This is a genomic window from Rhodococcus sp. 27YEA6 (assembly GCF_044908235.1).
Classification (GTDB): domain Bacteria; phylum Actinomycetota; class Actinomycetes; order Mycobacteriales; family Mycobacteriaceae; genus Rhodococcus_F; species Rhodococcus_F qingshengii.
In genome coordinates, this window is sequence record NZ_JBIYCY010000075.1 from 1 (window position 1) to 1,050 (window position 1,050).

Below are 1,050 nucleotides of genomic sequence, written 5' to 3' on the forward strand. Positions count from 1 at the left end.
CGACAACGACTCGCCACCGAACCGCACCGCAACCCGATCACCAAACCGCGCAGCAGCATCATCGAACCACGCCGACAACGTCGAATCCACACCACTGTCGACACCCGTGTCGCTCCATGACAGAACGCGATCCAACTCACCGGCGGTCATAACATCCACGTCGCCAACGGCAGCGGCCGGATTCGCGACAACGCCACGGAGGACGGACACGAACCGATCAGCGAACTCGGCCGCTGTCGACGCGTCGAACAGATCCGTCGCGTAGGTCAGGGTGCCGGACATACCGGCGTCAGCGGCTTCTTCAAGTGTGAATTGCAGATCGAACTTGGCCAGTGCTGCGTCGAATTCCACAGCAGCGGCGGTGAGTCCGGGCAGTTCGAGAGCACTCTGTCCAAGGTTCTGGAACGTCAACGCCACCTGGAACAACGGATGACGAGCCTGCGAACGAACCGGATCGAGAACCTCCACCACACGCTCGAACGGAACATCCGCATGCGCGAACGCCTGCAAATCCACCTCACGCGCCGACGCCAACAACTCGGCAAACGACATCGACGGATCAACCTCGGTACGCAACACCAAGGTGTTGACGAACATACCGATCACGTCATCGAGCTCGGCTTCACCACGACCCGCGATCGGGGCACCGATCGCAATGTCGGTCGTCGCGGACAGTCGTCCCAACAGCACCGCCAGAGCCGAGTGAACAACCATGAACGGAGTTGCGTTCGTTGCCTTGCCCAGTTCGTCCAGCTCGGACCACAGCTGCGGTTCGATGGTGAAACTGTGATTGGCGCCGCGCCCTGAAGCAATCTCGGGACGCGGACGATCACCAGGCAGATCCAACTGCTCCGGAAGATCAGCCAACGCATCCGACCAGAACGCAATCTGCTTCGCGATCATGGACTGCGGATCGTCCTCGGACCCGAGAACCTCACGCTGCCACAACGAATAGTCGGCATACTGCACCGGCAACGGCGTCCAGGTCGGAGCCTGGCCGTTGGTTCGGGCGTAGTAGGCGGTCATGACGTCGCGGGTCAACGGGCCCAT

At 61.3% G+C, this 1,050-nt stretch carries 1 protein-coding gene; it reads right to left on the bottom strand.

Annotated features, from left to right (window positions below; all coding sequences use genetic code 11):
* Positions 1-1,050, bottom strand: a 1,050-nt coding sequence (locus ABH939_RS33180) for a condensation domain-containing protein (RefSeq protein WP_404650740.1), incomplete at both ends; no start/stop codon positions are given.